Origin of the sequence: Aeromonas sp. S16(2024), from assembly GCF_041403065.1 — a bacterium.
Classification (GTDB): Bacteria; Pseudomonadota; Gammaproteobacteria; order Enterobacterales; family Aeromonadaceae; genus Aeromonas.
In genome coordinates this window covers 21,753-47,079 of the sequence record NZ_JBGLQX010000030.1, presented here as the reverse complement: position 1 = coordinate 47,079, position 25,327 = coordinate 21,753, and the positions used below count along the sequence as shown (strand labels likewise).

Below are 25,327 nucleotides of genomic sequence, written 5' to 3'. Positions count from 1 at the left end.
GGAAGTCGAGAGCCTGTGAGATACGCATAAAAAATCCGAAACCAATCAACAGGTTTCGGATTTTTACACATCAGGAGGATCGGTCAATGGATCCTTAACTGATCGGCATTAGCGCCATGCGCTCCTTTTCTTTATCTGTCTGGTATCCGGCGTCTTCAGCCTTTGTGCAACCAGGGTGTCAGTCGCAGTATATCTCCCTCAAGCTGCAACTTGCCCGCCGCGAAGTCCGCGAGTTGCTCGTTGCGAAGCAGCAGCTGACCATCCTGCCAGGGGAGAGGCTGCTGACGGGCACCGTCGATGAGGTAGGCGGTGCCGCTCGGCTGCACCAGGGTCACCCGTACCCCCGCCATGTCCGGCAGGAAGTGCTTGCCGACCATGCCTGCCAGCTTGTCCAGCAGCGACTGCATCTCCTGCTGGCGTGCCACCACCTCGCTCACCCTGAACGCCGGGCCATCCGACGCAGGGGGCGCATCGGCCATCACCTGCACCGACATGTCGCAGGCGGCGTGTGGTTCGGTCAGCTCCACCACTACGGTTGCCTTGTCGAGATTGAGATCGTCGTCATAGGGCAGGCGCAGCTCGCTGTCTATGGTCACCTCGGCGGCAACGTCCCGATCCAGGGTCGAGACCCGGGCCGAGGCGAGCCCGCAGCGCTGGCCACTTTGCGGATCGGTCAGATAAAACCCCAACCTGGCATCACCAAACTCGCCCTTGGCAAAGGTCTTCATCTGGCTGTAGAAGGTGCTGTATTGCAGATCCAGCGAGGGCGCCGCCGCGCACAGCACCGGCACTATCAGCAGACTTGCCGCCATGCCATGTCGAACCAGCTTCATATGCCATCCTTTTGCATCACGCGTTGAAATGATCGGGCCCTTGCCCGGTGGCGGCATTGTCCGCCACTTCGGTCACCTCCACGGCGACCCCGCACAGATCCCGATAGAGGATCCCCTTGAGGTTGAAATAGAGGGGGGCCACCCAGATAAGGCCTATGCCCATGGGGATGATGGCCAGGAAAAACAGCGCCAGCATGACGCCATGCAGCAGCACTATGCTGGGCCAGCCACGGGCGAACAACTTGAGGGAGACCAGGATGGCCTGGGCCGGCGACAGGCCGCGCTCCAGCACCAGGGGCACGGTGAACACCAGCCCCATGCCCACCAGGGCAGAGGGAATGAAGGCCAGCATCACCGGCAAGCCCAGCAGCTCAAACAGGGGGCCAAACAGGCTGGTGATGAGGCTGCCCAGCAGGCTCAGGGAGCCCAGACGCAGGAAGTGACGGAAGAAGTCGAACACCTGGTTCGGGCGGGCCCGCACCCCCACCGACTGCTGCAACCCCAGCATGTCGAGGGAAGAGGTCATGGGGGACATGATGACGGTGATAAGCAGGCTCAATATCAGGGCCATGTCCATGTCACCCCCTTCCTGGCTGACATAGGGGGCCAGCAGGGTGTTGCTCAGCAGGATCCAGATTGCCATGACCCCGGCGATGGCCAGCGTCAGACCGAAACCGGTGCGGCGGGTCTGTTGCCAGGCCTCTTTCAACACCCCTTGCAGGTCCAGACGGTATCCCTGGCTGAGGGACTGTTCGAGGGTTCCACCGATCCGCATTCTATTACTCAATTGACTATCCAACATTCAAAAGCGACTGTTCCAAGGTGGCACATTATAGCGGTTTGACCGGGCATGCGTAGTCGTTTTTCCTGTTATCTTCCGTTCAGAAAGCCATTGATTTCACTGACAAGCGCGCAGTTACCCTGCCCTCTGTTTGTGCCCCGGTCGCCTGGCTTGGCCCTGGCCCGCCATGGGCGTAGGATGGATGGCCAAGACTCGACAGACTCGCGCACTCCATCCCGGATCGCCCACACAAGGAAAGCTGCAATGTCCGAACTGACGCTCTATCTCGCCCCCGGTACCTGTGCCATGGCGGTGCGCATCGCCCTGGTGGAAGCCGGTGCCCCGCACCAGATCAAGCGCCTCGATCTCGCCGCCGGGGAGCAACGCACCCCCGCCTACCTTGCCATCAACCCCAAGGGACGGGTGCCGGCCCTGGTGACGGAGCGCGGCGTGCTGACCGAAACCCCGGCCCTGCTGCTCTACGTGGCTCAGCGTTTCCCCGATGCCGGGCTCGCCCCCCTGGACGACCCCTTCCTGCTGGCCAGGATGCAGGAGGTGCACAGCTTCCTCGCCTCGACGGTGCACGTCTCCCATGCCCATGGCCGCCGCGCCAGCCGCTGGGCCGATGACGAGCACGCCATCGCCGCCATGAAGGCCAGGATGCCGCAGAACATGCGCGAAGGGTTTGCCGAGATAGAACACCACTATCTGGCCGGCCCCTGGGTGCTGGGGGAGCATTTCAGTCTGGCCGACATCTACCTGTTCGTGGTGGCCAGCTGGCTCGAGAGCGACGGGGTCGCCATCGACGAGTTTCCCAAGGTGGCGGCCCATACCAGGCGCATGCTGGCGCGCCCCGCCGTGCAGCAAGCCCTCCTCCTCTGACCCCTTCTTCCCGTGGTACGGGTGCTCTTCTGGCACCCGTTTTTCCCTCCGACGGCCGGATCACTGAGATCGTTTTCACATTTTCGTCATCTGTTCCTAGACCCGTTAACGGTTAGCGCCTATCTTTCGCCTCAACAACGCAACCGGTTGCGTAACCGGTTGCCCAGATAAATATCGACATGCGGTCCCCATGCCGCCGAGGTGTTGTATGAAACGAGGCAAGCTGCTCAATGCTCCCCTGAGTGCCCTGGTGGCACAGATGGGCCACACCGACGAGATCACCGTCTGCGATGCGGGCCTGCCCATTGCGGCAGGTCCGGAGCGCATCGATCTGGCGCTGATGGCGGGGACTCCCAGCCTTGAAACCGTGCTGACCGCCCTGCTCACCGATCTGGTGGTGGAGAAGGTGATCATGGCAAGCGAAATAAAATTGATCAGCCCGGATGCCCATCAGACACTGGTTGCGCAGCTAGAGGCCCACGCCTTGGCCCAGGGCAAGCCCATCACCATCGAATACTGCCTGCACGAGGCGTTCAAGACCCGCTCCCGCCAGAGCAAGGCTGTGGTACGCAGCGGCGAGGTGACTCCCTACGCCAACATTATTCTCTGCGCCGGTGTGGCGTTTTAAGCCTCTTCAAGGAAGCTGCAAATGAGCACAACCGCCTCCCCCTCACCCATTCTCGAGCTCACCGGGATCGTCAAGACCTTCCCCGGTGTGCGCGCCCTCGACGAAGCAGGTCTGCGAGTCTATCCGGGCCAGGTGATGGCCCTGCTCGGTGAAAATGGCGCCGGCAAATCCACCCTGATGAAGGTGCTGACCGGCATCTATCAGGCCGATGCGGGCACTATCAGCTACCGCGGCCAGCCGGTCCACTTCAAGGGCCCCCGCGACTCCCAGGATCAGGGGATCAGCATCATCCACCAGGAGCTGAACCTGCTGCCGGAGTTGTCGATTGCCGCCAACATCTTCCTCGGCCGCGAGCCGCGCACCCGCTTTGGCAACATAGATCACAAACAGTTGCGTGAGCGGGCAAGCACCCTGCTGGCCCGTCTCGGCGTCAAGCACGGACCGGACACCCGGCTCGGGGACCTGTCGATTGGCGAGCAGCAGATGGTGGAGATCGCCAAGGCGCTGTCGTTCGATGCCAGCGTCATCATCATGGACGAGCCCACAGATGCCCTGACCGACACCGAGACCGAGCAGCTGTTCGTGGTCATCCGCGAGCTGCGCCAGCAGGGCTGCGGCATCGTCTACATCTCCCACCGCCTCAAGGAGATCTTCCAGATCTGCGACAGCGTTACCGTACTGCGGGACGGCAAGTGGATCGGCGAGCAGGCGGTGAGCGATCTCGACGAAGACAGGATCATCGAGATGATGGTGGGCCGCCGGCTGGAGGAGCAATACCCGCGCCTCGTGCGCGAGCTCGGCCCCGTCAGCCTGCAAGTCAAAGATCTGGCCGGTCCCGGCGTGCGCGGGGTGAGCTTCTCCCTGCGTCAGGGGGAGATCCTGGGCTTCAGCGGCCTCATGGGCTCTGGCCGTACCGAGCTGATGAAGCTCATCTACGGCGCCAGCCCCATCAGCAGTGGCGCTGTCGAGGTCGATGGCAAGGTGCTGGTACCGCGCACCCCGGCCGACGGATTGGCCGCCGGCATCGCCTATATCTCCGAGGATCGCAAGGGGGATGGCCTGGTGCTGGAGCTGTCGGTGCGTGAAAACATGAGCCTCTGCGCCCTCGGCGAGTTCATCAGTCACGGCAAGATAGATGGCAAGGCCGAGCGCCAGGCGGTGAGCGACTATGTGCGTCTCTTCAACATCAAGACCCCGAGTCAGGATCAGCTGATAAAGCTGCTCTCAGGCGGCAACCAGCAGAAGGTGGCCATCGCCAAGGGGCTGCTGACAAGGCCCAAGGTGCTGATCCTGGACGAGCCGACCCGGGGCGTCGACGTGGGGGCCAAGAAGGAGATCTACCAGCTCATCAACCAGTTCAAGAAGGAGGGGATGAGCATCATCCTGGTCTCCTCCGAGATGCCGGAAGTGCTCGGCATGAGTGATCGCATCCTGGTGATGCACGAAGGGCGAATCAGCGCAGAGTTCAACACCCGCGAGGCCAATCAGGAGAAACTGATGGCAGCGGCAGTCGGCAAACAGTGGCAAGCAGAGCAAGAGGCAGCACAATGACAACCCAAACCCTTCCCCGCCGTGGCGTCATGAGCAAGGCCTGGTGGATCGAGAACAAATCCCTGGTGGCGCTGCTGGTGCTGATCGGCGTGGTCTCCTTCTTGAGCCCCAACTTCTTCACCGCCGACAACCTGCTCAACATACTGCGCCAGACCTCGGTCAACGCCATCATGGCGGTCGGCATGACGCTGGTCATCCTCACCGCCGGTATCGATCTCTCGGTCGGCTCCGTGCTGGCCCTGTGCGGCGCCCTGGCGGCGACCATGGTGGCCATGGAGCTGCCGATCTGGCTGGTGGTGCCCCTCACCCTGGGTGCCGGTGCCCTGCTCGGCGGCGTCAGCGGCCTCATCATCGCCAAGGGCAAGGTGCAGGCCTTCATCGCCACCCTGGTGACCATGACGGCCCTGCGCGGCGTCACCATGGTCTACACCGAGGGACGTCCCATCTCCACCGGCTTCAGCGACGGCGCCGATCACTTCGCCTGGCTGGGGACCGGCTACCTGTTCGGTCTGCCGGTGCCCATCTGGCTGATGGCCATCGTCTTCCTGCTGGCCTGGTACCTGCTCAACCACACGCGCCTCGGCCGTTACATCTATGCCCTGGGCGGCAACGAGTCGGCCACCCGCCTCTCCGGCATCAACGTGGCCCGGGTCAAGCTCGCAGTCTACGGCCTGTGCGGCATGCTGTCGGCCCTGGCCGGGCTCATCGTCACCTCCCGCCTCTCTTCGGCCCAGCCGACCGCCGGCATGGGGTACGAGCTGGATGCCATCGCCGCCGTGGTGCTGGGTGGCACCAGCCTGATGGGGGGCAAGGGTCGCATCATGGGTACCCTCATCGGGGCACTCATCATCGGCTTCCTCAACAACGCCCTCAACCTGCTCGACGTCTCGTCCTATTACCAGATGATCGCCAAGGCCAGCGTCATTTTGCTCGCCGTGATGATCGATAACAAAAGCAATCGTTAATAACGTAAGCCATGCACACACAAGGAATGAAATGATGAAAAAGCTCAATACCCTGCTCGCTGCCGCCATCATGTCCGTGCTGGGTACCGCCCAGGCCGCCGATCAGACACTGGCCATGGTGGTCTCCACCCTCAACAACCCCTTCTTCGTCACCATGAAGGAGGGGGCCGAAGCCAAGGCCAAGGAGCTTGGTTACGAGTTGGTGGTGCTGGACTCCCAGAATGACCCGGCCAAGGAGCTCTCCAACGTGGAAGATCTCACCGTGCGCAAGGTCAATGCCATCCTGATCAACCCCACCGACTCCGAAGCCGTGGGCAACGCCATCCGCCTGGCCAACAAGGCCAATATCCCGGTGCTGACCCTGGACCGCGGCGCGGCCCAGGGTGAGGTCAAGGCCCACATCGCCTCCGACAACGTGGCCGGTGGCAAGCTGGCCGGTGACTTCATCACCGAGAAGCTGGGGGCAGGCACCAAGGTGATCCAGCTCGAAGGGATCGCCGGGACCTCTGCCGCCCGTGACCGTGGCGAAGGGTTTGCTCTGGCCGTTGCCGCCAACAAGCTGCAGGTGCTGGCTTCCCAGCCGGCCGACTTTGACCGCACCAAGGGTCTGAACGTCATGGAGAACCTGCTGGCGGCCCACCCGACCGTGCAGGCGGTGTTCGCCCAGAACGACGAGATGGCGCTGGGTGCCATCCGCGCCGTGCAGGCGGCCGGCAAAGAGGTGATGATAGTCGGCTTCGACGGCACCGACGATGGCAAGGCGGCGGTAGCCAAGGGTAAACTGGCCGCCACCGTGGCCCAGCAGCCGGCGCTGATCGGTGCCATCGGCGTGGAAACCGCCGACAAGGTGCTCAAGGGCCAGCCGGTGGAGAAATCCATCCCGGTACCGCTGCAAATCGTCAGCAAGTAAGCATGACGGGGGAGGCTCGCCTCCCCCTTTGTCTCCTGTACACAGGCAGAGCCTCCCGGCTTGGGCTCACTCAAGCCAAGATGTTCTCAATCAAGGGTGATCGATATGAATCGTCTCGTAGTTCTCGGCAGCGTCAATGCGGATCATGTGCTGCGCGTCCCCCACTTTCCCCGTCCCGGTGAAACCCTGACCGGTCACAGTTACCAGGTGGTCCCCGGTGGCAAGGGGGCCAACCAGGCGGTGGCCGCCGCCCGCCTCGGCGCCGCCGTCTCCTTTATCGCCCGCATCGGCGATGACGCCATCGGCCGTCAGATGAAAACGGGGTTTGCCAACGACGGCATCGACGTCAGCGCCGTCGAACTCGACGACAAGCTCCCCACCGGTATCGCCATCATCTATGTGAGCGACGAGGGGGAGAACAGCATAGGCCTCTCCACCGAGGCCAACGGCGCCCTCTCTCCTGCCATGGTCAAGCGCCATGAGGCCATGATCGCGGGCGCCCACACCCTGCTGCTGCAGCTGGAAGTGCCGCTTGAAAGCGTGTTTGAAGCCGCCAAGCTGGCTAGATCCCACGGCACCCGGGTGGTGCTCAACCCGGCGCCCGCCCAGCCGCTCTCCGCCGATCTGCTGGCGCTGGTGGATCTCATCACCCCCAACCAGACCGAGGCCGAGCTGCTGACCGGGGTCAAGGTGAGCGACGAGGCGAGCGCGGCAGAGGCGGCGGCCCGTTTCCACCAGATGGGGATAGCGGACGTGATGATCACCCTAGGGTCCCAGGGGGTCTATTGCAGCAACGCCAAGCAGCAGGCGCTCATTCCGGGCTTTCGGGTTGAGGCGGTGGACACCACGGCCGCCGGCGATACCTTCAACGGCGCCCTGCTGGCCGCCGAGCTGGCTGGCGCCGATTTCCACAGTGCGGTGCGCTTCGCCCACGGGGCGGCGGCGCTTTCGGTGACTCGCTTCGGAGCCCAGAGCTCCATCCCGGGCAAGCAGGAGGTCGACACCTTCCTCCAGTCCCAAACGGCGCAGGGGCACTGATGGCCAACATCAAGGAGGTGGCGGCGCGGGCGGGGGTCTCCACCACCACAGTCTCCCACGTCATCAACGAAACCCGTTTCGTGGCAGAAGAGACCCGGGAGCGGGTCTTCAGTGCCATGCGCGATCTCAACTATGCCCCCAGCCTGGTGGCCCGCAGCCTCAAGGTGAAGGAGACCAACAGCATCGGCATGCTGGTCACCACCTCCAGCAACCCCTTCTTCGCCGAGGTGGTGCGCGGGGTGGAACGCTACTGCTTCGAGCAGGGTTACAACCTGATGCTGGGCAACACAGAGGGGCAGGCCGAAACCGCCCTCTCCTACCTCAAGATGATGCTCAGAAAACGAGTGGATGGCCTGCTGATCATGTGCAGCGAGGGGCAGCAGGAGGTGTTCAACCAGCTCGACTGGCTCAAGAGCCTGCCGGTGGTGGTGATGGACTGGGGCATGGAGAGCAAGGAGGTGGATCTCATCGCCGACAACTCCCATCGCGGCGGCTATCTGGCTACCCGTCATCTGCTGGCGCTGGGCCACACCGATATCGGCTGCATCACAGGGCCCCACAGCCGCGCCCCCGCCAACCAGCGCCTGGCGGGCTTCGAGCAGGCGATGCAGGAGGCGGGGCTCACCGTCAATCCCGGCTGGATCCAGGAGGGGGATTTCGATTGCGCCAGTGGTTTCAGCGCCATGGAGCGGCTGCTTGCCCTGCCTGCACGCCCCAGCGCCCTGTTTGTGTGCAACGATATGATGGCCATGGGGGTCATCAGCGCCGCCCATCGCGCCGGGCTTCAGATCCCGCGGGATCTCTCCCTCGTCGGCTATGACAACGTGGCACTGGCCCAGTATATGTCCCCGCCGCTGACCACCATCAATCAACCCAAGGAGGAGCTGGGTCGCCTCGCCGTCACCCGGCTGCTGGCACGGATCAATGGCGAGCAGATTGATAATCGCATGATCACCGTGGACCCTGATCTGGTGATCAGAGACTCCTGCGCCCCCTTGTCGCCCTCCACCGGCCCCCAGCAGCATTGATTTTCGCACAATGACAAGGGCGGCCGAGGCCGCCCTTGTCATTCTCTATCCGTCACTACCAGGTCAACGGGGCTCCCCCTGTCTCCTTATCTCCCCTTCCTGCACCTCTGCCGGACGGCCCAGACGCAGCAGCCCCAGTTGCTGCGCCAGGGGCTGCAGCAAGGCATCGTGATCAGAGGGATCGGGCAGCCAGTAGCGCACCGGCCAGCCCGCGCGCAAGAGTACGGGGACCCGACTGCCCAGTTCACGCAATGCCAGCACGCAGCCGCGCTGGCTCAGCTTCTCCAGCAGCAGAGCATCCTCCGTCAGGGTCGGCAGCGCCAGGATGAGCGTCCGCTCTCCCAGGGGCGGCAGATAGGCCAGCACATGGGCCAGCTGGGACTGCTGATGGAGCACCAGGAGCAGCGGCAGCCGCGGTTCTGCGTCCGTCAGCAGCCGCGCCACCACGGGGCCCAGGATACCGCGCTCCTGCATCCAGTCCATGTCACACCTCTGCTGTCCCACCCGCCAGCGCAGGCCGATGCTCAGCACCTGTTGGCCCCGCTCGTCTTCCAGGATCTCCGAGATGGTCTCCAGCGGCGAGGGCGCGGCCCCCGCCAGCCACTCCCGCAGTTGATGCAGCTGGCGCTGGCCCATGTGCAGGGAAGCCTTCATCGCCGACTGGTACCAGATCAGGGTCGCATTGTCCCGCTTGGCCTGGTTCAGCGCCAATATGGCCTGCTCCTGCAGCTGATCCGCATCCTCTCCCTCAATGGCCCTGGCCACCCCGAAGCGGCAGGCCAGATCGAAGCTGCTCTCCCGGGTCACGAACTCGAACTGCAGCAGGCTCACCATGGCCTCCATCTCGGCTTCGAGACCGGGCTGCTCGCCGGCCAGGACCACGGCAAATTCATCCCCTCCCAGCCGGTAGGCCCGACCGGGATAGGCTTGCCGCAGTCTCGCGGCGACCGCCTGCAGCAGGCGATCCCCGACCTGGTAGCCGAGCAGATCATTGACCTGCTTGAACCGTTTCAGATCCAGCACCACCAGGGCCTGGGCATGATTGCGCTGCAGGGATTGCCTGAGCTGGCCCTGCAAGGCGCGGCGATTGCCGAGCCGGGTCATGGGGTCGAGCAGGGAGAGACGGCGATTCTGCAGATTGGTGCGGATCAGGGCAAACACCAGCACGCCCCCCATCACCAGCAGGATCAGTTGCCAGATCTGGATCCAGAACAGGCTCTGGCGCAGTTGATTGAGGGAGGCTTCCCGCTCCTGTCCGGAGAGGATCTGATCCCCTATCTGCTCCACCTGACGGGTCAGCTCGGCAATCCGGGCCTCAGAACGGTCAAGGGCCTGCCCCTCCTGCAGCGCACCGGCCTGCATCTGGGGCTCCAGCGCCTTGATCTCATCAAACAGCCCGGCCAGCACAGTACCCAGCCCATGGCGGCTACGCGCATCTGCGGTCTCGCTGCTGATCAGAAACACATCCAGCCGATTCCACAGCAGATCGTAATCCAGGCTCAGCGCCTCCATCTCGAGTCCCCCCGCCCGATAGAGGCGCAAGCCATAGAGGAAGCGTTGAGATTCCAGCATGACCTGGCTGATGTTCCAATGGGTGTTGCGATAGAAGATGTCGACCAGCTGCTCGTGCCGACTCTGCAGGAGCAGCCCCCAGACAGAGGAAAACAAAAACAGCAGGGAGATGGCCGCGAGCAGCAGATTATGGCGGTGACGGCGCGTCACGGGATGACCTCGATGCGCACCAGTTGCCACACCATGTAGCTGTGAATGGGAGAGAGATCGAATTCAGGGTATTTAGAGAAGGGCATCAGCAGCCAGACGGGACCCTTGTTGCGACGGGTCAGCGGCTTGTCATCCTGATAGCGCACCAGGCTCAGCGGCACCTCGGCAAACTGGGCGAGCTCGAATTGCTGCTGATAGCCATTGAGACCCGTCACCCTGACATGAGTGACATCCTTGAGCCCCTGCGCCGCCAGCATCGCCTTCAGAGTCGGGCCACGATAGCGGTGAACCCCTGTGGTCCAGGGGGTCGCCGTCTCGAACTCGGTCTGCGGCAAGGCGGCCAGCGCCGCCTCGTCCAGGGGGATCTCCCGCCTGTCTGGCAGGATCAAGTGCAATAGTGGTGAGGAAGAGCTTGCCTGAGTGCCGAACGCCGTCAGCACCAGCAGAATAAAAGCGATCCCATGCTTGAAAATGTTCATATCCCTTGCGCCAGCTGCATCTTCGATTTTACGGGTCAGTTTGGCGGCTTCATTGAGTCAATGCAACTATGTCATTTCTCAATAGTTATGGCCCGCGCATCTCCATCCAGTTATGACCGTCGATCTGCTTGGGTTGATGCACCCCGCAGCTTTGCAGTAATTCGTCCACGAAGGCCGGCACCAGCAGGGAGGCCGGGCCATAGCGCTTCTCGTCAAACTGGCTGCCTACCTCGCTTGGCTCCAGGTTCAGCTCGACGGTGTGAGCACCGTTGAGACCCGCCTCGTGGACGAACCCCGCCGCAGGATAGACGGCCCCCGAGGTGCCGATGGAGAGGAAGAGATCGCATTGTGCCAGGGCCGAGTAGATGCGATCCAGCCCCAGCGGCATCTCGCCAAACCAGACCACATGAGGCCGCAACGGTTGCGGCAACTGGCAGCAGGAGCAGAGCTCGTGCTGATGAAGCTCCCCGCGCCACTCGATCACCTGCCCCGAGCTGGGACAGCGCGCCTTGAGCAGCTCGCCGTGCATGTGGATGAGGTTTTTGCTGCCGGCACTCTCGTGCAGATTGTCGATGTTCTGGGTGACCAGGGTCACGCGCCCCGGCAACAGGCGCTCGAGGCGCGCCAGGGCATAGTGGGCAGGATTGGGGTGGATCTCGGCGCGTTGCAACTGATGGCGCCGTGCGTTGTAAAAACGTTGCACCAGTTCGGGATCCCGGGCATAGCCCTCCGGGGTGGCCACGTCTTCCACCCTGTGCTCCTCCCACAGGCCGTCGCAGGCCCGAAACGTCTTGATACCGGATTCGGCCGAGATGCCGGCACCGGTGAGGATCACGATATGTTTGGCTGACTGCACCATGGTTGATTTCCTCCAACGGATCACAGGCTGACCTTAGCACAGCAGGCCGGCCCGGCACATTCGCCCTTGGTCTTAGGAATGCCGGGGCACCAGGGTGCCCAGTATGCTCAAGTCCAGCCTGGCAAACACCATCTCCCGCCCCGTCACCAGGGTCAGCGGCAGCCCCAGCCCCTTCAGCAGGGCCAGCATGGGCCTGTTCTGGCCGAGTACCTCGGCGGTCCACTCGCGGATCCCCTCCCCGTGCGCCAGCAGTGCCAGCGCCAGCAAGATGCGGCGTCCGGCCCCCCTATGCTGGAAATGATCCGCGACTATGCAGGAGAACTCCGCCCTGTCGGGATGCAGGCGCCGCCGGATAGACTGGGCCATGGCCAGCGGTCGGCCCTGTTCGTCGGTGAGCAGCAAGCCTATCTGGGGGGCTCTGGGGTAGTCGAGAAAGAAGGCGAGCTGCTCGGCGGTGGCGGGCTGCTTGGCGCGCATGAAGCGCAGGTAGACACTCTGCTCGCTCAGCGCCTCGTAGGCCGCCTTCAGCCGCGCGGGATCGGCTCCTGCCAGCTCCTGCAGCCGGCAGGGAATGCCGCCCACCTCCATCATCAGGGGCAGAGAGGCACGCGAGCCTGGGTGCACCCAGCCTGCCAGCGCTCTGTTCAGGCGCGCCTCATCGGGAGGCCAGCAAAGGTAGCGCGGCACGGGCTACCAGCGCCCCGCCATGCCGAGATCCTGCCACTGGGCGGGATCCTGCAGGTTGAAGGGATCGTCGAGATAGAGGGCCATGCCGAGCTCGCGGGCCCGCCCGATAAAGCGGGACAGCAGGGAGTCGGCGGCCATCGCCTCCAGCTCCGGCAGCAGATGCTGCCCCAGCAGCAGGCTCTGGATCGGCAGCCGCTCCAGCTGTTCGAAAGGAAGGTGCTGGGCATTGTCGAGCAGCAGGGCGAGCCTGGCCCCGGCAAGACTCGCCTGCAGCACCAGGGCGAAGCGATCCGCCTGGCCCAGCAAGTTATCCCGCCGATGAATGACCAGGGTCAGCTCGCTCGCCTGCCTGCCATGCTGCTCCAACCATGCCTTGAGGGGGTCCCAGTGAGGGGGCAGGCTGCTCACGGCCAGCCAGATTGGCAGGGGACAGGAGGCCGCATCCGCCAGCAGGCCAAGCTGGCCGCGGGCCTCTCCCTGCCAGCTGCGAATGGTGCGCTTCAGGCCACCCAGCCTGCGCTGGCGCTGCGGCCCCAGGTAGAGTGCCTTGAGCTGACGCAGTAGATCGTCGCTCTGCAGCGGCTTGGCCAGGGCGGCCAGCACGTTGAAGCCGGCGTCGTTCAGCAGGCGCCTGGCGCCGTCGATCAGGGTCTGATCGTGGGCGGACAACAGTATGATGGGCAGGCCGCTGTGACGGTACTGGGGATGGCTCATCAGGAGACTGATGGCATCCTGCTCCGCCAGGCTGAGATCGCAGACAAGCAGCCCCACCCCGCCCTCTTCCAGCGCCCGCAGGCAGCCGTCGCCATCCTGCACCCAGTGGCAGGGAAGTCCCAACGCCTGGATCTCCTGCTGGATGCAGGCCCCCTGGAAGGGGTGATCCTCGAGCAGCAGGATCTGGAGCCGGGCGAGCCAATCCCGCCACCCCTGCTCCCGCGCCTGCAACCCCTCAAGCCAGGGATCCGACAGGGGGTAGATCCCCACCCCGGGGATCTGCAACTGCGGCAGATAATCGGCCCCCTCGTGGGAGGCGGGATCGAACAGGGCGATGGCTCCGGCGGCGAACAACCCCTCCCACTGCCAGCTCGCGTCCGGCCGGGTACGGTGCAGGCTGGCATAGGCCGGCAAGCCCGCCTCCTTTGCCGCCTGATGGGAGACAGCGTCCAGGGCATAGACGCTGACGGGGTGAAACACGGGCTCCTGGCTGACATCAGATTCCAGCAACGCCAACAACTCTTCATCTGTGATGATCATCTCATGCTCTCTCGCCCAGTTGCCGGCAGACCTCTTCCACGGCCTGCTTCAATTCTTCCACCAGGGGTTGCCCGGGGGCTCGCTGCCAGCACTCGATCACCTGTACCAGGGCGGCGGCCCCCACCATTTTGGCGGCCCCCTTCATCTTGTGTAAAGCCGTATTGAGGGCGCCTTCATCCCCTGCCGTGACGCACCTCTCAATGTCGGCCAGATCCTGACGAGCCGACTCCAGATAGAGGTTGATGAGCGCCGGGTTGAGCAGGGTCGTCATGGGGGTTGCCTTGACGGCGGCCTCCACCAGAGGCGCACTGCTGCGACCCGAGACGGTGCGCAGCAAGATGGCCAGCTCCTTCAACAGGACGGGTTTGTCCAGATGGCCCTGGCAGCCGCAGTCCGCCAGACGCTGGGCCGCCTGCTCGCTGAGATCGGCGGTGATCACATAGACAGGCAGCTGCTGCCAGCGCGCCGAGGCCCGCAACTGCCGGCAGAGCTCGGCACCGTCCATCACCGGCATCTGCAGGTCGGTCAGCACCAGATCGACCGATTCCCGCGCCAGGATCTCGAGGGCCAGACGGCCATTGGCGGCGCTCAGCACCCGGGCACCCAGCTGACTCAGCTGCATGCTGATCAGCACCCTATTCACCTCGTGATCCTCCACCAGGAGGACCCTCATGCCGGCCCCCGGCAGATCCGCGACCTCCCCGCTCCCCTGGACCAGCCTGGGTTGCAGCAGACTCACCACGGCGCCGGGGATCCAGGGCTCCCCCTGCCAGGACCAGGCACGCAGACCCTGTTCATCCTGGATGGCGACAAGGCCGGGCGCCGTCGCCTCCTCGGTCACGCCAAACTCGACGAGCCAGGCCCGCACGTACACCAGCTCCTCGGGGGGGAGCTGCAGGGACATCTGTTTGAACCTTGGCTGCCAGGGCGCCTTCTCCTGCGTCTCTTTGAGAGGCCATGCGCAGATGAAGCGGCTGCCGCCAGTGGCCACCGGCTCGAACCGGATCTCCCCCCCCATCTGCTCCATCAGCTGGCGGCAGATGGCCAGCCCCAAGCCGGTGCCCTGGGCCCTGAGCTGACCCAGCTCCTCCCCTTGCTCGAAGGGCTGGAACAGCCGGGGCAGCAGCTCGGCACTGATGCCGGGCCCCTCATCATCCACCCCGCACCAGACCCAGTCCCCGTGCCGGCGTGCCCACAGCACCACCTCGCCCTGCTCGCTGAACTTGATGGCGTTGGAGAGCAGGTTGTGCAGCACCTGTTGCACCCTGTGGGGATCGAGCGCCATCAGGGCGGGCAGTGCCGGATCCAGGTTGAGGCGCATCTGCAGGTGTTTGGAGCGCGCCTTGGACCAGTGCACCGCCGCCACATGCTCGCACAGCTCTACCAGATCGGTCGGCTGCAGGGAGAGCCGCAACTGGCGACTCTCGTTGCGGCTGAAGTCGAGCACGTCGTTGAGCAGCCCAAGCAGCTCGTTGCCCGCCTGCCTGACGTGCGCCAGCACCGAGGCCTGCTCTGCGGAGAGCGCGGTCTGATCCAGCCACTCCAGCAAGCCCAGGATGGCATTCATGGGGGTGCGGATCTCGTGGCTCACGGCGGCGAGGAAGCGCCCCTTGGCGAGCACGGCTTGCTGGGCCTGCTCGTGGGAGAGTTGCAGGGAGTGCTCCTGCTCGACCCGGTTGGTCACATCCTGCACCACCCCAAAGACGCGCCACCCCTCCCCCTGACGGCGCCCCCTGCCGGAGAACTGCAGCCAGCGCGTGCCCTTGGCCGGATGCTGGTAGCGCAGCAGATGGGAGAAGGGGCGTCCGGCCTGCAACATGGTCAGCATGGGGGCGCGCATCTCCCGCCTGTCCTGGTGCGAGATGCGGGTGAGGGTCTCGTTGGGATTGAGGCGGATCTGCTGGCTGGCCAGCCCCAGCAGCTCATGGCTGCCGCGGCTGACGAACTCCACCCGGGTGATGGCGCCCCCTTGCAGGGTGAACTGCAGCACCACCCCGGGCACCGTATTGGTGAGGGCCCGCAGGCGGCGCTCCGCCTGGCGCAGCAAGCGGGTGCGCTCGCGCAGGGCGCTGATGTCGGACAGGGCGATAAGATCCCCGGCCGGCGACTGGGGCCCCAGGCGCAGCGGGATCTGGGCATAGGAGTAGACCTGATCCCGCAGGGCTATCTCCCCCTCAGCCCCTTGCAACTGCGGAGACGGCAGGACGAGATCGGTGGCGTAGCGCGCCTCCATCCGCTTGGCCCGCTTGTTGCGCTTGATCACCTCCCCCTTGTCATTGCGCAAGAACACCGGCACGGGCAGCGCCTGGAACAGGGACTCCCTGAACTTGCTCTCCAGCGCCAGCGCCTGCTCCGCCTTCTGGCGCTCCCGCGCCTCCTGGGCGAGCTGCTGGCGGGAGCGCCAGACTGACCAGATCACCCCAGCGCTAATAAGGAGTGCCAGCAGGACAGAGCCAAGCCAGAAGCCGTAACTGACCCCCTCCTGCTGGTTCAGGACCAGGCGCCGCCAACGCTGGACCAGCTCGCTCACCTGGCGATCGTTGATGGTCGTCAGGCTCTGCTCCAGCACCCCGGCAAGCCTTGGCTGATCCCGCCGGATGGCAAAGCCGAGGCTAAACACCTCCGGCAGCTCAGTGATGCTCAGCTCGCTCAGCTGGTTGCTGCGCAGCGGATATTGCAGTTGATAGAGCTCGGCCAGCATGGCATCGGCCTCACCGCTCTGCACCGCCGCCAGCCCTTGCAACAGATTGTCGGTCACCCCCCAGTCGTGTTGCCCGAACCGGGCCAGCAGGCTGGTGTCGTACAGCATGCGGGGCACGACCACCTTGCCCTTGACCGCGGCAAGGGTTTGATAAGCCCCCCGCTTGCGGCTGACCAGGGCGTAGCGACTGGTTGCCACCACACGAGTGAACTCGAACTCCTCGTGCAGTGCCGGCGACTCCAGCAGGCCGGCCATCATGGCGGCCTCCCCGCTGCGCAACCTGGCGAGCGCCTCCTCCTTGCTGGCAACCGGGATCAGCTCGAAATTCAGCCCCGTCTGCCGACTCACCTCCCGCAGCACATCGCCACTCCAGCCGATGAGCTCACCCTGCTGGTTGACGCCGCTATAGGGCATGAAGCCGGGATCAGCCACCAACTTGATGGTGCGCGCGCTGCCGACCAGCCAGGCCTGATCCTTGTCGGTAAAGTGCAAAGGGTTGATGTCCTGCTCGCTCTGGGGCAGATAGCGCCCCAGATCCCGATAGAGGCTGCCCGGCGGCAGGAAGCGGATCGCCGTGTCTATCAGCTCCTGCAACTGCGGCTTGTCGTCCATCATCAGCCGGTAGCTGATCACCAGATCGTCGCTGCGCAGCCGCCGCAGGCGCAGCCCCTCATCCGGGAACTCCCGCATCAGGTAACGCAGTTGCAGATAGTCACCGAGGTAGGCGCTGCCCCTGCCCGCCACCAGGGCCCCGTACCAGTTTTCCGCATCGGTCAGGCGCAGCTGGGACGAGTGGGGATAGAGCCGCCGCAGGGTCTCCTCTGCCTGCCAGACGGGCGAGACCAGGAAGGTCGCCTGCTCAAGCGCCCCCCGATAGAGGATGGCGGACTCCGCCTCCAGCATGGCGCGGCTCAGGGCCGTGCCGGGCAGGGTCGCCCGGGTTGGGCCCACATGGGGGATGAGATCGCACTGCCCGCGCTGCAAGCCCTGCAGGGTCGCCGCCCAGTTCGGCAGTTTTTCAAAGCGCAGCGGCACCGGCAGTTGCAGGGCCAGTCGTTTCATCTGATCGATGAGCAGGCCCCCCTGCGCTTCCAGATAGGGAGGGCGCTGCAGGGCCGGGTAGCAGAAAGTCAGCCCGCTGAGCGTATCGGCATAGGCCTGGGTCTCGGCTGACAGGGGAAGCGTGGCGGCACGCAGCGGCAAGGCCAGCAGCGCACCAAACAGGAAGAGGGTCTTTATCATCGAAACGCAAAAGCCAGGCATTTGCCTGGCTTTTCTTTACTCATTGGGTTCAACATTTTCTACCCTGGCCTTGAGCTTCTGGCCAGGCCGGAAGGTCACCACGCGACGGGCGCTGATGGGAATATCCTCGCCCGTCTTGGGGTTACGTCCGGGACGCTGGTTCTTCTCACGAAGATCAAAGTTACCGAAGCCTGAAATCTTGACTTGTTCACCGCGCTCGAGCGCCTGTCTGATTTCCTCAAAGAAGGCTTCCACCATGTCTTTGGCTTCACGCTTGCTCATCCCGAGCTGGGTGAACAGGTGCTCTGCAATGTCGGCTTTGGTAAGCGCCATAGATCAATCCCTCAAGGATGCATTCAACTCTTCACCAAGGGCCCGCACGACATTGTCTACGGTCTCGGCAATCTCTTTCTCCTCCAGGGTGCGCTGGGTGTCTTGCAACACTAGACTGATGGCCAGGCTCTTCTTGTCCTCTGCCATACCAGCACCCTGGTATACGTCGAACAAGTTTATTCCAACTAACTGATTTCCGCCAACTTTTTTAATTACTGCCAGGACGTCACCGGCCAGAACCGCAACGTCGACCACCACGGCGATGTCACGGCGGTTGGCCGGGAAGCGGGAAACTTCGGCTGCAACCGGCACCTTGGCAGGGGTCAGCTTGTCCAGCTCCAGCTCGAACATCACCGCACGGCTCTTGAGACCCAGCTTCTTCTCGAGGCTCGGGTGGATCACGCCGATGTGGCCGATGACGGCGCCATTGCGCAGGATGGCGGCGCTCTGGCCCGGGTGCAGGGCGCTGTGCTCGGTACGCTCGAAGCTGAAGGTGGCCCCTTCGGCGGTGAGATCCAGCACGGCTTCCAGATCCCCTTTCAGATCAAAGAAGTCGCTGCCACGGCTCTTGACGTCCCAGTGCTCGTCGCTCTGGTTGCCGGTGATGATGCCGGCCAGCATGGGCTCCTGACGGATGCCGTTCTCGGCGCTCGCGTCCTTGATGAAACGCAGGCCCTGCTCGAACAGACGCACGCGCGGCTGCTGACGGTTCTGGTTATAGACCACAGCCTGTACCAGACCCGGGAACATAGAGACGCGCATGGCGGACATCTCGACCGAGATCGGGTTCGGCAGCACTATGGCATCGCTCTGGGGGAACAGGGTCTGCTGGGCCTTGGGATCCACGAAGCTGTAGGTGATCGCTTCCTGGAAACCGCGGTCAACCAGCAGGTCACGCACCCGCTTCAGGGTCACCTGGCCTTCGGCCTGCTCAACCATGGCCAGGGAGGCGGCGGGTTTGAGGTTCGGGATCTTGTTGTAGCCGTAGATGCGGGCCACTTCCTCGATGAGGTCTTCCTCGATGGCGATGTCAAAACGCCAGGAGGGCGCGAGCGCAGTCCAACCGTCGGCATCCACGGTCACCTGCATGCCGAGGCGGGTCAGGATCTCGAGCACCTGGGCATCGGCCACGCTGATACCGATCACTTTGTCGAGCTTGGTGCGACGCAGCTTGATGGGTGCCGCTTTCGGCAGATGGGCATCGGATTTGACCTCGATGACCGGACCCGCTTCACCGCCACAAATGTCCAGCAGCAGACGGGTGGCTCTGTCCATCACCTTGGCTTGCAGCTCGGGATCCACCCCGCGCTCGAAGCGGTGGGAAGAGTCAGTGTGCAGGCCGTAGGCACGGGCGCGGCCGGTGATGGAGAGCGGCGCGAAGAAGGCGCACTCCAGCAGGATGTCGGTGGTGGTCTCGGAGACACCGGTGCGATCGCCGCCGAAGATACCGGCCATGCAGGCAGGGCCTTGGGCGTCGGCGATAACGAGCGTAGTCTCTTTGAGCTTCACCTCGGTACCGTCGAGCAGGGTCATCGGCTCATCGGCGTGGGCACGACGCACCACCAGTTCCCCTTCCAGCTTGGCCAAGTCGAAGGCGTGCATCGGCTGACCGTATTCCAGCAGCAGGAAGTTGGTGATGTCGACGATGGCGTCGATGGAGCGAATGCCGCCACGGCGCAGTTTCTCCTGCATCCAGAGCGGGCTCTGGGCGCTCAGGTTCAGCCCCTTGATGACGCGACCCAGATAACGGGGGCAATCGGCTGGCGCCTCAACCCGGATCGGGAAAGTTGCATCAATGGTTGCAACAGCTGGTGCCCAGGTCGGCTCGACCACGTCCACGCTGTTGAGCACGCCAATTTCACGAGCCAGACCGGCGATACCCAGGCAATCGGCACGGTTCGGAGTCAGATCCACGTCGATGGAGACGTCGTTGAGGTTGAGGTAGTCACGAATGTCGGTGCCGATGGGGGCATCGCTCGGCAGCTCTATGATGCCATCTGCTTCTACGTCGATACCCAGCTCGCTGAAGGAGCAGAGCATACCGTGGGACGGCTGGCCACGCAGCTTGGCTTTCTTGATGGTGAAATCACCCGGCAGGGTCGCGCCCACCTTGGCCACGCACACTTTGAGACCGGTGCTGCAGTTCGGCGCGCCGCAGACGATGTCCAGCAGATCGGCCTCGCCCACGTTGACCTTGGTCACCCGCAGCTTGTCGGCGTCAGGATGCTGGGCACACTCGACCACTTCACCCACCACCACGTTGTTGAACTGGCCGGCCACCGCTTCCACGGCGTCCACTTCCAGACCGGCCATGGTGATCTGCTCGGCCAGTGCGTTGTCACTCAACTCGGTGCGGACCCACTCCATCACCCAGGATTTACTGAATTTCATGTTCTCTCGCCCTTACTTGAACTGCTTGAGGAAGCGCAGATCGTTTTCGAAGAAGGCACGCAGGTCGTTGACCCCGTAACGCAGCATGGTCAGGCGCTCAACGCCCATGCCGAAGGCAAAACCGGAGTATTTTTCCGGATCGATGCCGACCGAACGCAGCACGTTCGGGTGCACCATGCCGCAGCCCAGCACTTCCAGCCACTTGCCGTTCTTGCCCATCACGTCCACTTCGGCGCTGGGCTCGGTAAACGGGAAGTAGGAGGGACGGAAGCGAATGGTGAGATCTTCCTCGAAGTAGTTGCGCAGGAAGTCGTGCAGTATCCCCTTCAGTTCGGTGAAGCTGGCATGCTCGTCCACCAGCAGGCCTTCGACCTGGTGGAACATGGGGGTGTGGGTCATGTCGTAGTCGTTACGATAGACACGGCCCGGCGCTATGATGCGGATCGGCGGCTGCTGATGTTCCATGGTGCGGATCTGCACGCCCGAGGTGTGGGTACGCAGCATCAGATCGGGATTGAAGTAGAAGGTATCGTGATCGGTACGCGCCGGGTGATGAGCCGGAATGTTCAGCGCATCGAAGTTGTGGAAGCCATCTTCAATCTCGGGACCGCGCTCGACCTTGAAACCCATCTCGCCAAACAGGCGTTCGATGCGTTCAATGGTGCGGGTCACCGGGTGCAGGCCACCGTTCTCGATGCGACGACCCGGCAGGCTGATGTCGATGGTCTCGGCGGCCAGCTTCTGGTTCAGCACGGCAACTTCGAGGGCTTCACGACGCGCGTTCAAGGCATCCTGAACCAGCTGCTTGGCCTGGTTGATCACGGCGCCTGCGGCGGGACGCGCCTCAGGCGAAAGGGCGCCCAGGCCCTTCATCTGCTCGGTAAAAAAGCCCTTTTTACCCAGATATTTGACCCGGATTTCGTCGAGGGCGGCGATGTCGCTTACGCCCTCAATTTCGGCCTTGGCCTGGCCGACTACTTCTTCAAGCTGTTGCATGTCTTCCTCGTCACCACTCCCGAAACAGGAGCCTTTAGGCTAAATAAGGTCAAGAGGGGAATAATACAAAAAAAGCCCCTTCGCTGACCATAGTTATGGCGGGCTTTTCTCCCTATAAATCATTTTGTTATATCAAGCGAGTCTCAAGCCCTCCCCCGCTCGCTTCAATTTTTGATGATCGACCTTGGTTTGTTGGCATATCAGACATTTTCATGTCGGCCACCAGGGCAGATGGCGCTGTACGGCACAGCACCATGAAAGCAAAAAACGGGCAACAAAAAAGGAGGCCTGAGCCTCCTTTTATCTTTCATAACAGAACCGGATTAAACCAGCGCTGCTTTGGCCTTTTCAACCAGGGCGGTGAAAGCCAGCTTGTCGTGAACGGCGATATCGGACAGGATCTTGCGATCGATCTCGATGGAAGCCTTCTTCAGACCGTCGATCAGACGGCTGTAGGACAGACCGTTCTGACGGGCTGCAGCGTTGATACGCGCAATCCACAGCTGACGGAACTGACGCTTCTTCTGGCGACGGTCACGGTAGGCATACTGACCAGCTTTGGTTACCGCTTGTACCGCTACGCGGTAGACACGGGAACGGGCGCCGTAGTAACCCTTGGCGGCTTTCATTACTTTCTTGTGACGAGCGCGAGCAGTCACACCACGTTTAACTCTTGGCATTTTTCACATCCCCCTTATGCGTACGGCAGACAAGCGACAACACGTTTGTGGTCGGCAGCAGAAACCATGAACTTCGGCCCCAGCTTACGCTTACGCTTACTGCTCTTCTTGGTCAGGATGTGACGCAGGTGGTTGTGCTTGCACTTGAAGCGACCTGAGCCAGTCTTCTTGAAGCGCTTTGCAGCACCCCGGTTGGTTTTCATCTTCGGCATTTCATACTCCGCATTGTGAGTGACAACAAAATCGCAAGGCGAACCGACTCATGGGGCGAACCCATGAGTCAATTTCTTGTGGGCCTTAAGATTTCTTCTTGGGTGCGAGGACCATCACAGCTTGACGGCCTTCGACTTTCGGGAACGACTCGACTACGGCCAACTCTTCCAGATCGTTCTTGACTCGCTCCAGAACCTTGATACCAAGATCCTGGTGGGCCATTTCACGACCACGGAAGCGCAGGGTGACCTTCGCCTTGTCCCCGTCTTCCAGAAAGCGAACCAGGTTGCGTAGTTTTACCTGATAGTCGCCTTCGTCAGTGCCAGGACGGAATTTGATTTCCTTTACCTGGACGACTTTCTGCTTTTTCTTCTGTTCTTTGGTGGTCTTGCTCTTTTCGTAGAGGAATTTGCCGTAATCCATGATTCGGCAAACGGGCGGCTCAGCGTTAGGACTGATCTCGACCAGATCCACTCCGGCTTCAAGGGCCAAGTTCAGTGCATCCTGGATGGTAGTGATGCCAATGGCCTCACCGTCCAAACCAGTCAGACGAACTTCTTTCAGACGGATCTCTTCATTGATCCGGTGAGCGCGGGCTTGCGGTTGCTTGCCCAGTTTTTTTCCGCCTTTTATAGCTTATTCCTCCACTTTCTTTTGTCCGCGGGTCTGAACTTCCTGGGTTAACAGAGCTATCAGCTCTTCAACAGGATAAGAACCCAGGTCAGCCCCTTTACGAGTCCGTACTGCAATCTTGCCGGCTTCTACTTCTTTATCGCCGCAGACCAGCATGAAAGGCACTCGCTTCAAAGTATGCTCGCGGATTTTAAAGCCAATCTTCTCATTTCTCAAGTCCGCTTTTGCGCGAAGGCCCGCATCATTCAATGCCTTGGCAACTTTCACCGCATAATCGGCCTGATTATCCGTGATATTCATGACCACGGCCTGAGTCGGTGCCAGCCAGGTCGGGAACAGTCCGGCGTACTCTTCGGTCAGGATACCGATGAAACGCTCGAGGGACCCGAGAATGGCCCGGTGGATCATCACGGGTACGTGACGTTCGTTGTCTTCGCCCACATAAGTGGCGCCAAGACGGCCCGGCAAGGCAAAATCGAGCTGCACGGTACCACACTGCCACGCACGATCAAGACAATCGTGCAGGGTGAATTCGATCTTGGGACCGTAGAAAGCCCCCTCCCCCGGCTGCAGATCGTACTTCAAACCGTTGAGCACCAGGGCTTCAGCCAGGGCGGCTTCCGCGCGATCCCAGGCTTCATCGGAACCGATGCGCTGCTCCGGACGGGTGGAGAGCTTGACCACGATGTTTTCGAAGCCAAAGGTGCCGTAGACGTCATAGACCATGCGAATACAGGCCGAGACCTCTTCCATGATCTGATCTTCGGTACAGAAGATGTGCGCGTCATCCTGGGTAAAGCCACGCACCCGCATCAGACCATGCAGGGAGCCAGAGGGCTCGTTGCGGTGGCAGGAGCCGAACTCGGCCATGCGCAGGGGCAGATCCCGGTAGGACTTCAGACCCTGGTTGAAGATCTGCACGTGACCCGGGCAGTTCATCGGCTTGATGGCGTACTCGCGGTTCTCGGACTGGGTGGTGAACATGGCCTGGGCATACTTCTCCCAGTGGCCGGAGCGTTCCCACAGCACGCGATCCATCATGAAGGGGCCTTTCACCTCCTGATAGTCGTACTCCTTGAGCTTGCCGCGGATAAAGGTTTCCAGCTCACGGAAGATGGTCCAGCCATCGTTGTGCCAGAACACCATGCCGGGGGCCTCTTCCTGCATGTGGTACAGGTCGAGCTGCTTGCCAATCTTGCGGTGGTCGCGCTTGGCGGCCTCTTCGAGACGCTGCAGGTAGGCCTTGAGCTGCTTCTTGTCGGCCCAGGCGGTGCCGTAGATGCGCTGCAGCATCTTGTTGTTGGAGTCGCCGCGCCAGTAGGCGCCGGACATCTTCTGCAACTTGAAATGGTGGCAGTGACGCATGTTGGGCACGTGGGGGCCGCGACACATGTCGACGTACTCTTCGTGGTGATAGAGACCGGGCTGGTCATCACGGGCGATGTTCTGATCCAGGATCTCGACCTTGTAGGTCTCGCCGCGGGCCTCGAACACATCGCGCGCCTCCTGCCAGGAGACCTTCTTCTTGACGACGTCGTAATCCTTGGCAGCCAGCGCCAGCATGCGCTCTTCCAGGGCAGCCAGATCTTCATCGGTCAGGGTGCGGTCGAGATCGACGTCGTAGTAAAAACCGTTGTCGATGACAGGACCTATGGCCATCTTGGTCTGGGGCCAGAGTTGCTTGATGGCATGACCCAGCAGGTGGGCGCAGGAGTGGCGCAGAATATCCAGACCGTCTTCGTCTTTGGCGGTGATGATGGCCAGGGAGGCATCGGCTTCGATCAGCTCGCACGCATCCACCAGTTCACCGTTCACCCGGCCGGCAATGCACGCCTTGGCGAGACCGGGACCTATGTCGGCGGCGACGTCCATGACGGAAACGGCGTGGGGAAATTGACGTTGGCTGCCGTCAGGCAGAGTAATGATTGGCATTAGGTGTTTCCTTATACAGTGGTGCCCCCTACCAAAGGGCACATGCAGGTTGGAGAAAACCTTTCATTTCAAGCAGTTCACTCTTGAGTTTCACCGTTCACAATACGGTTGCTACACAGCAGTGGCACACACCCTCTTGGGTGTGCAAAGCCATCAATTGACAGGTACAGCGGAGGATTGTATCAGACGTCACGACTCAGACAAGTTGCCTTGCCGATTTTGTATACCATGGAGGGGAAAGCGAGGTGCGCCGTCATCAGTTGATTTGTCTGGCGTCACAGAGGCAATCGGGACGACGCACATGCGATGCGGGTCCCGCCGCGCCCTCTCTGTGCTAGGGTTCCAGTGAGGCGTCTGCCTGAACAAGGAGAACATGATGTACACCTACGACATTTCGTTTCCGGAGCATGCGGAGAAGATTATCCACCCGGATCACCTGTTGACGACACACTGCCCCGTCCATCTCGGGGAACTGGTGATCCTGAGCGATGGCAGCAAGCGCGAGGTGTGCAGCATAGTGCACAGCGCCGATCGCAGTACCCTCTATGTCACTGACGTGACACCGGGCAAGGTCACCGCCAGTCGCTGA

General features: G+C 62.4%; 23 protein-coding genes. 8 read left to right on the top strand and 15 right to left on the bottom strand.

The window, feature by feature from the left end:
* Positions 1-155 precede the first annotated feature (155 nt).
* Positions 156-833, bottom strand: coding sequence for a DUF2987 domain-containing protein (locus ACB030_RS18130; RefSeq protein WP_139743872.1), 678 nt, complete (start codon positions 831-833; stop codon positions 156-158).
* 16 nt (positions 834-849) lie between these two features.
* Complete coding sequence (locus ACB030_RS18125; RefSeq protein ID WP_162520020.1) at positions 850-1,608, bottom strand: hypothetical protein; 759 nt, start codon at positions 1,606-1,608, stop codon at positions 850-852.
* 270 nt (positions 1,609-1,878) lie between these two features.
* Between ACB030_RS18125 and ACB030_RS18120 the strand changes: the two genes are divergently transcribed.
* The 7 genes from ACB030_RS18120 to ACB030_RS18090 all read left to right on the top strand — a co-directional run bounded on the left by ACB030_RS18120 (position 1,879) and on the right by ACB030_RS18090 (position 8,616).
* Entirely contained in the window at positions 1,879-2,496 is a 618-nt protein-coding gene (locus tag ACB030_RS18120; RefSeq protein WP_371161740.1) for a glutathione S-transferase family protein, read from the top strand.
* A 208-nt stretch (positions 2,497-2,704) separates the two neighbouring features.
* Positions 2,705-3,124: a D-ribose pyranase gene (gene rbsD, locus ACB030_RS18115; RefSeq protein WP_163138050.1), complete on the top strand. Its 420-nt coding sequence runs from the start codon at positions 2,705-2,707 to the stop codon at positions 3,122-3,124.
* 21 nt (positions 3,125-3,145) lie between these two features.
* Positions 3,146-4,675, top strand: a complete 1,530-nt coding sequence (rbsA, locus tag ACB030_RS18110) for a ribose ABC transporter ATP-binding protein RbsA (RefSeq protein ID WP_371161737.1) — start codon at positions 3,146-3,148, stop codon at positions 4,673-4,675.
* The gene (gene rbsC, locus ACB030_RS18105; protein ID WP_043131801.1) at positions 4,672-5,640 is read left to right on the top strand and encodes a ribose ABC transporter permease; all 969 of its coding nucleotides are present in this window, start codon (positions 4,672-4,674) and stop codon (positions 5,638-5,640) included. The genes rbsA and rbsC overlap by 4 nt, the downstream gene beginning before the upstream one ends.
* A gap of 34 nt (positions 5,641-5,674) precedes the next feature.
* Positions 5,675-6,550, top strand: a complete 876-nt coding sequence (gene rbsB, locus ACB030_RS18100) for a ribose ABC transporter substrate-binding protein RbsB (RefSeq protein WP_106886740.1) — start codon at positions 5,675-5,677, stop codon at positions 6,548-6,550.
* A gap of 105 nt (positions 6,551-6,655) precedes the next feature.
* Entirely contained in the window at positions 6,656-7,588 is a 933-nt protein-coding gene (rbsK, locus tag ACB030_RS18095) for a ribokinase (RefSeq protein ID WP_371161735.1), read from the top strand.
* Positions 7,588-8,616, top strand: a complete 1,029-nt coding sequence (locus tag ACB030_RS18090) for a substrate-binding domain-containing protein (protein WP_111910637.1) — start codon at positions 7,588-7,590, stop codon at positions 8,614-8,616. Before rbsK ends, ACB030_RS18090 begins: the two co-directional genes overlap by 1 nt.
* A 63-nt stretch (positions 8,617-8,679) precedes the next feature.
* Here ACB030_RS18090 and ACB030_RS18085 read toward each other — a convergent pair whose 3' ends face one another.
* The 13 genes from ACB030_RS18085 to thrS all read right to left on the bottom strand — a co-directional run bounded on the left by ACB030_RS18085 (position 8,680) and on the right by thrS (position 24,738).
* On the bottom strand, positions 8,680-10,338 hold the full coding sequence (locus ACB030_RS18085; RefSeq protein WP_371161732.1) for a diguanylate cyclase domain-containing protein: 1,659 nt from the start codon (positions 10,336-10,338) through the stop codon (positions 8,680-8,682).
* Entirely contained in the window at positions 10,335-10,817 is a 483-nt protein-coding gene (locus tag ACB030_RS18080; protein ID WP_205641719.1) for a hypothetical protein, read from the bottom strand. The genes ACB030_RS18085 and ACB030_RS18080 overlap by 4 nt, the downstream gene beginning before the upstream one ends.
* Before the next feature lie 85 nt (positions 10,818-10,902).
* Entirely contained in the window at positions 10,903-11,676 is a 774-nt protein-coding gene (gene cobB / locus ACB030_RS18075; protein ID WP_205641718.1) for a Sir2 family NAD+-dependent deacetylase, read from the bottom strand.
* A 72-nt stretch (positions 11,677-11,748) separates the two neighbouring features.
* On the bottom strand, positions 11,749-12,363 hold the full coding sequence (locus ACB030_RS18070; RefSeq protein ID WP_371161729.1) for a GNAT family N-acetyltransferase: 615 nt from the start codon (positions 12,361-12,363) through the stop codon (positions 11,749-11,751).
* Between the two features lie 3 nt (positions 12,364-12,366).
* Positions 12,367-13,617, bottom strand: coding sequence for a response regulator (locus ACB030_RS18065; protein ID WP_371161727.1), 1,251 nt, complete (start codon positions 13,615-13,617; stop codon positions 12,367-12,369).
* A gap of 1 nt (position 13,618) precedes the next feature.
* The gene (locus ACB030_RS18060; RefSeq protein ID WP_371161743.1) at positions 13,619-17,542 is read right to left on the bottom strand and encodes an ATP-binding protein; all 3,924 of its coding nucleotides are present in this window, start codon (positions 17,540-17,542) and stop codon (positions 13,619-13,621) included.
* A gap of 54 nt (positions 17,543-17,596) precedes the next feature.
* On the bottom strand, positions 17,597-17,893 hold the full coding sequence (gene ihfA / locus ACB030_RS18055; protein WP_005300715.1) for an integration host factor subunit alpha: 297 nt from the start codon (positions 17,891-17,893) through the stop codon (positions 17,597-17,599).
* A 3-nt stretch (positions 17,894-17,896) separates the two neighbouring features.
* Positions 17,897-20,284, bottom strand: a complete 2,388-nt coding sequence (gene pheT, locus ACB030_RS18050; protein ID WP_371161725.1) for a phenylalanine--tRNA ligase subunit beta — start codon at positions 20,282-20,284, stop codon at positions 17,897-17,899.
* Between the two features lie 12 nt (positions 20,285-20,296).
* The gene (gene pheS / locus ACB030_RS18045; protein ID WP_371161723.1) at positions 20,297-21,280 is read right to left on the bottom strand and encodes a phenylalanine--tRNA ligase subunit alpha; all 984 of its coding nucleotides are present in this window, start codon (positions 21,278-21,280) and stop codon (positions 20,297-20,299) included.
* Between the two features lie 323 nt (positions 21,281-21,603).
* A complete protein-coding gene (gene rplT / locus ACB030_RS18040; RefSeq protein WP_010674800.1) occupies positions 21,604-21,960 on the bottom strand; it encodes a 50S ribosomal protein L20 in 357 nt (118 codons plus the stop codon).
* Positions 21,961-21,974: 14 nt separating this feature from the next.
* Positions 21,975-22,172, bottom strand: a complete 198-nt coding sequence (rpmI, locus tag ACB030_RS18035) for a 50S ribosomal protein L35 (RefSeq protein WP_005315535.1) — start codon at positions 22,170-22,172, stop codon at positions 21,975-21,977.
* 85 nt (positions 22,173-22,257) lie between these two features.
* Complete coding sequence (infC, locus tag ACB030_RS18030) at positions 22,258-22,788, bottom strand: translation initiation factor IF-3 (protein WP_205597183.1); 531 nt, start codon at positions 22,786-22,788, stop codon at positions 22,258-22,260.
* 21 nt (positions 22,789-22,809) lie between these two features.
* A complete protein-coding gene (thrS, locus tag ACB030_RS18025; RefSeq protein ID WP_043131783.1) occupies positions 22,810-24,738 on the bottom strand; it encodes a threonine--tRNA ligase in 1,929 nt (642 codons plus the stop codon).
* Between the two features lie 376 nt (positions 24,739-25,114).
* Here thrS and ACB030_RS18020 point away from each other — a divergent pair, with 376 nt between their 5' ends.
* A complete protein-coding gene (locus ACB030_RS18020; RefSeq protein ID WP_205641713.1) occupies positions 25,115-25,327 on the top strand; it encodes a hypothetical protein in 213 nt (70 codons plus the stop codon).

Bases quoted from the DNA above. Each gene is read 5' to 3' on its own strand.
- ACB030_RS18130 (WP_139743872.1), bottom strand. From the start codon at position 833: ATGAAGCTGGTTCGACATGGCATGGCGGCAAGTCTGCTGATAGTGCCG.
- ACB030_RS18125 (WP_162520020.1), bottom strand. From the start codon at position 1,608: ATGCGGATCGGTGGAACCCTCGAACAGTCCCTCAGCCAGGGATACCGT.
- ACB030_RS18120 (WP_371161740.1), top strand. From the start codon at position 1,879: ATGTCCGAACTGACGCTCTATCTCGCCCCCGGTACCTGTGCCATGGCG.
- rbsD (WP_163138050.1), top strand. From the start codon at position 2,705: ATGAAACGAGGCAAGCTGCTCAATGCTCCCCTGAGTGCCCTGGTGGCA.
- rbsA (WP_371161737.1), top strand. From the start codon at position 3,146: ATGAGCACAACCGCCTCCCCCTCACCCATTCTCGAGCTCACCGGGATC.
- rbsC (WP_043131801.1), top strand. From the start codon at position 4,672: ATGACAACCCAAACCCTTCCCCGCCGTGGCGTCATGAGCAAGGCCTGG.
- rbsB (WP_106886740.1), top strand. From the start codon at position 5,675: ATGAAAAAGCTCAATACCCTGCTCGCTGCCGCCATCATGTCCGTGCTG.
- rbsK (WP_371161735.1), top strand. From the start codon at position 6,656: ATGAATCGTCTCGTAGTTCTCGGCAGCGTCAATGCGGATCATGTGCTG.
- ACB030_RS18090 (WP_111910637.1), top strand. From the start codon at position 7,588: ATGGCCAACATCAAGGAGGTGGCGGCGCGGGCGGGGGTCTCCACCACC.
- ACB030_RS18080 (WP_205641719.1), bottom strand. From the start codon at position 10,817: ATGAACATTTTCAAGCATGGGATCGCTTTTATTCTGCTGGTGCTGACG.
- cobB (WP_205641718.1), bottom strand. From the start codon at position 11,676: ATGGTGCAGTCAGCCAAACATATCGTGATCCTCACCGGTGCCGGCATC.
- ACB030_RS18065 (WP_371161727.1), bottom strand. From the start codon at position 13,617: ATGATCATCACAGATGAAGAGTTGTTGGCGTTGCTGGAATCTGATGTC.
- ihfA (WP_005300715.1), bottom strand. From the start codon at position 17,893: ATGGCGCTTACCAAAGCCGACATTGCAGAGCACCTGTTCACCCAGCTC.
- pheT (WP_371161725.1), bottom strand. From the start codon at position 20,284: ATGAAATTCAGTAAATCCTGGGTGATGGAGTGGGTCCGCACCGAGTTG.
- pheS (WP_371161723.1), bottom strand. From the start codon at position 21,280: ATGCAACAGCTTGAAGAAGTAGTCGGCCAGGCCAAGGCCGAAATTGAG.
- rplT (WP_010674800.1), bottom strand. From the start codon at position 21,960: ATGCCAAGAGTTAAACGTGGTGTGACTGCTCGCGCTCGTCACAAGAAA.
- rpmI (WP_005315535.1), bottom strand. From the start codon at position 22,172: ATGCCGAAGATGAAAACCAACCGGGGTGCTGCAAAGCGCTTCAAGAAG.
- thrS (WP_043131783.1), bottom strand. From the start codon at position 24,738: ATGCCAATCATTACTCTGCCTGACGGCAGCCAACGTCAATTTCCCCAC.
- ACB030_RS18020 (WP_205641713.1), top strand. From the start codon at position 25,115: ATGTACACCTACGACATTTCGTTTCCGGAGCATGCGGAGAAGATTATC.